Source organism: Sphingomonas sp. (assembly GCF_964263785.1).
Lineage (GTDB): Bacteria > Pseudomonadota > Alphaproteobacteria > Sphingomonadales > Sphingomonadaceae > Sphingomonas.
In genome coordinates this window covers 1-4335 of record NZ_CAXVWL010000089.1, presented here as the reverse complement: position 1 = coordinate 4335, position 4335 = coordinate 1, and the positions used below count along the sequence as shown (strand labels likewise).

3 protein-coding genes and 1 pseudogene are annotated in these 4335 nt (G+C 65.6%); 3 read left to right on the top strand and 1 reads right to left on the bottom strand.

Features of this window, described 5'->3' with window-relative positions; genetic code table 11:
• Positions 1-171, top strand: a pseudogene (locus ACE5C1_RS12130) (cation transporter); the annotation flags it as partial.
• Positions 172-228: 57 nt separating this feature from the next.
• Here ACE5C1_RS12130 and ACE5C1_RS12125 read toward each other — a convergent pair.
• Positions 229-3192, bottom strand: a complete 2964-nt coding sequence (locus ACE5C1_RS12125; protein ID WP_374944337.1) for a Tn3 family transposase — start codon at positions 3190-3192, stop codon at positions 229-231.
• Between the two features lie 134 nt (positions 3193-3326).
• Here ACE5C1_RS12125 and ACE5C1_RS12120 point away from each other — a divergent pair, with 134 nt between their 5' ends.
• Together ACE5C1_RS12120 and ACE5C1_RS12115 are read left to right on the top strand one after the other, a co-directional pair.
• Complete coding sequence (locus ACE5C1_RS12120) at positions 3327-3896, top strand: recombinase family protein (RefSeq protein WP_374944338.1); 570 nt, start codon at positions 3327-3329, stop codon at positions 3894-3896.
• A 56-nt stretch (positions 3897-3952) separates the two neighbouring features.
• Positions 3953-4335: hypothetical protein (locus ACE5C1_RS12115; RefSeq protein WP_374944336.1), on the top strand; the 383-nt coding region annotated here is incomplete at its 3' end.

Here is a 4335-nt window from a genome sequence, read left to right as displayed (position 1 = left end):
TGGCGAGCCCTCAACGCTACCGCACCCGATGCCGAGCTGATGGGCGCGATCGGCGTCGTCGCTCTGGCCATCAATATCGCCTCGGCACTGGTGCTTTCACGCTTCCGGAAAGGAGACGCCAACGTCCGTGCGATCTGGCTGTTCAGCCGCAACGATGCACTCGCTAATGTGAGGGCGAGGCGCTGATCCCACGCTAAACAACGCTAAGGGAGAACGGGCCGCGAACGATCAGGCGGGTCGGCCGTCCGGTACGATGTTGAGCGGCTTTCGGCGCGTCCGCTCAGCAGCGCGATCCCACAAGAAGTCGCCGGAGAACGCAATATGCTCCCAACCGACCGGTGAGCTATGGGGTAGCAGGGCGGGATCGACGGCCTGGCCCGAGGCGCGGAGATGCCGGACCGCGTCGGCGATATAGGTCGAGTTCCAGTAGACGATCGCGGCGATAACCAGATTCAATCCCGACGCGCGGTATTGCAGTGCCTCGTGGGTGCGATCGATCATTCGGCCCTGGCGGAACGTGCAGATCGCCTGCGTCAGCACATGGCGCTGCTCGCTCTTGTTCAGCCCGGCCTGGCAGCGGCGTCGCAGCTCGGGGCTTTCGAGCCAGTCGAGCATGAACAACGTCCGCTCGACTTTGCCGATCTCCTGGAGCGCGATGTCGATCTGGTTCTGGCGCTCGTAGGCGGCAAGCTTCTTCAGCATGGTCGACGGCGCGACGTGCCCGGCCTTGAGCGAGGCAACCAGACGAAGCACCTCGTCCCAGTGTTCGCGGATGATGTCGACCCTGATCCGCTTGCCGAGCAGAGATGTGATCGAAGGGTAGTTGGCCAGCGCCGCGGTGGAAGCGAGGCGGCGGTCGGGAAAATCCCGCAGCCGCGGGCAGAACTGGAACCCGAGCAGGGCGCACAGCGCGAACACATGGTCGGTCGCGCCGCCCGTGTCGGTGTAATGCTCGGCGATATTCAGCGAGGTCCCGTGGTGCAGCAGGCCGTCGAGGACATAGGGCGCTTCGTGCATCGACGCGGAGAGCACGGTCACGTTGTATGGCCCGTGCTGGTCCGAGACGTGGGTATAGAGGCTGAACCCGGGGTCGACACCGTACCGGGCGTTGATGTCGCCTACGCCCAAGCGCTTGCCGCCCCGGAAAAACTGCCCGTCAGAGCTGGAGGTGGTGCCGTCGCCCCACACCGATGCGATCGGCAGGCGATGCTGGGCGTCGATCAGGATGGCGAGCGCCCGTTTGTAGCTGTCGTCGCGGACATAGGCGTCCTTGGTCCAGACGAGCTGGTCGCGGGTCACGCCCTGGCTCGCGGCCGCCATGCGGGCGAGCCCGAGGTTGGTGGCGTCGGCCAGAATTGCGGCGAGCAGCGCGTTGCTGTTGTCGGACTGCCGACCGGTGCGAAGGTTGGTGAACCCGGAGAGGAACCCGGTCTCATTGGCGACGTCGTGCAGGAGCTCGGTGATCCTGATCCTCGGCATCAGCGCGCCGATCGTATCCGCCAGTTCCTCGGCTGGCGGACTGGGCTGGGTGCGGACCGGGGTGATATGCAACCGGCCATCGACCAGCTTGACGCCTTCCAGCCTGCCGCGCGTGACGGCGTGCGCGAACCGCTTCAGCCGGTCATCGAGCGCAGATGCGCGTTCCTCGATCCAGGTATCGGCTGACCCAGGCAGCCCGAGGTCGGCGATCACGGGCGCGCTCGCCGCGGTGGGCAGCAGATAGCTGTCGAACTGGCGGTAGGCGGACGACCGCTCGACCCAAATATCGCCCGACCGCAGCTTGTTGCGGACGTGCGCCAAGGTCGCAGTCTCGTACAGGCGACGGTTGATCTTGCCGTCGTTGTCGAGCAGCAGCTTGCGCCATTCCTTGCGGAACGGCATCGGCGCGCCCGGGGGAACGTCGCGCTTGCCCGATCGGTTCAACTCGCGCAGCAGCTCGATCGCCTTTATGCTGCTGGCGCTGCCCCGACCCGACTTGAACTCCAGCACCTCGATCAGCAGCGGCGCGAACTTGCGCAGCATCGCGTACCGGTCGCTGGCCACGACCAGCGGGTCTTCGTCGACCATGTCGGCGATCGCCGCGACCGTGGTGCGCGCCTTGAACAAAACGTGCCAGCCGACCGCATCCTCCAACGCCTGGATGGGATCGGCCCCTTGCTCGTCCGCTTCGCTCAGTGTGTCGATGGTGGTGCGGAACAGCCGCATGAGCCGGGCGACGTCGCGCGAGGATGCCGCATACCGGCTTCCTTGCGTGTTCTTCGCACGCCGGAACATGCCCCCGATCAGCTTATCGGTCATGTCGAGCGCGGCATCGATCAGCCGCGCCTCCAGGTCGGTCAGCAACGCGACGAGAATCGCGCGTCGCCGGGGCATGGTGTAGCGCGCGATGAGGTAAGCGGGAGAGAGCCGCCCCTCCCGGACGAACTGGTGACGACGGGTGGGATGAACGTGCGCGCCGGTGTCGTGCGGGATGCCGAGTTCGCGCACGACACGCAGGCGCTCGACGATATTGCGCACGCTCTCCGTCTTGGTCGCGGTCGGGACCGCCTTCAGCCAGCCGAGCCTCGTCCCATCTTCCGCGCCGAATAGGGCGTCGATCCGGGCAATCTGCTCGGCGCCGAGGCCCGCCACCATTATGTGCGCGGCGCTCTTGCGCGCCCGCGATCGACCGGCGATGCCCGCCCGTTCGATGGTGGACGGCATCGGCAATAGGATATTGGCCGATTGCAGCGCGTCGATGATCCCGGTCGCGATCGGCAGCCCTGCATCGGTTCCCGCGGCCGCTTGTTCGGCCGCGGCAATCATCATCGTAATGTCGCCCCGGGTGGGTGCCCTTACACCCGATGCCTCGGCGACGAGCCGGGCGTGATCGGTCATGGTCTGAGTCCGGCTGGCATAGTCGGCCAGGACGGACGGGTTCAGCCCGAGTTGCCGGGCGAGGAACGCGACAAGCGGAGCAGGTGCACCGCTGTCGATCTGCAGCACCTGCGCGAGCGGCATGCCGGGGTGACGCAGCAGGGCGACCTGCAACGCCATGCCGAGCCGGTTCCGATCGAGACGTCGCTGGTTGATGAGGTCGAGGTCGGCCGCTTCGAGCGTGTAGCGCCGGGCCAGCTCGTCGGGATCAGCAGGAACGCCGAACAGCACAACTCGCTCGGCATCGTTGAGCAGGACGTGATCGCGTGCTGACATGTCGACCGTCCACAAAAGGCTTGCGACGCCTGTAGACAGGTAGGATTAAAGAGACGTAGTTTGTGGACGGATTTGGAGGTGATCACGATCGTGCGCCGTCTCCGTCCACAGAACGGTCGTTTGAAGGACGAGAGTTGCCGGACATTCTTGGCTATGCGCGCGTCAGCACCGGCGATCAGGACGTCGCCGGGCAACGCATGCGGCTTGAGGAAGCCGGTGCCATCCGGGTGTTCACCGATGTCATGTCGGGCAAGAGCATGGACCGGCCCGGGCTGACCGAACTGCTCGGCTTCGCCCGCAAAGGCGACACGCTGGCGATCGTGCGGCTCGATCGGCTCGGCCGATCCCTCGGTGAGCTGCTCACCACCGTCCAGATGCTGCGGGAGCGCCACATCGCCCTTCTCAGCTTGGAGGAGAAGATCGACACCTCGTCCGCGGCCGGCGAGCTGATCTTCCACGTGTTCGGCGCCATCGCACACTTTGAGCGACGACTGATCTCCGAACGCACCCGCGACGGCATCGCCGCGGCGCGCGCGAAGGGGAAGCTGCCCGGCCGGCAGCCGCTCGACGGTGACAAGGTCAGCGCCGCGCTCAAACTGGTCGCCGCGAGCGTCTCTCCCGCTCAGGCGGCGCGGCAGCTCGGGATCGGGCGGTCGACCGTCTACCGCGAGATGAAGCGGCTCGGTATCGCGAGGCCAGCATGATTGCGAACGCTGCGAATGATCGTGATCAACAATGTGTTTCTCGGAGAAGTCCTGTGATGCCCATCCGCGTTCCCGTGATAATACTCGCGGCGTACATGCTCGTATCTTGCGCTGCCGAGACCAGCGCGGATCGCGCCCATACGTCGACCGCAGCAATCTACTCCCCGCCCGTGCGACTGGGAGGCAAGGGTAGCGTCATTCTGTTGCCGACTGCGCCGCGGGATATTGCACCCTCGCAAAAAGCTTCGCTTGAGGCACCCGACCGGTCACCGCAGCGGGCAACCAAAGAGTGGTTGCGCGGAACTTGGCTGCAGACCGCCTCACCCGACGATTTATCACGGGTGGCCTGCAATTCCGGCACAACCATCACGTATGAAACCGACGGCACGACATCCTTCTTTGAGGGCGGAGGACGCTGGCGGCTTGATGGCGACCGGCT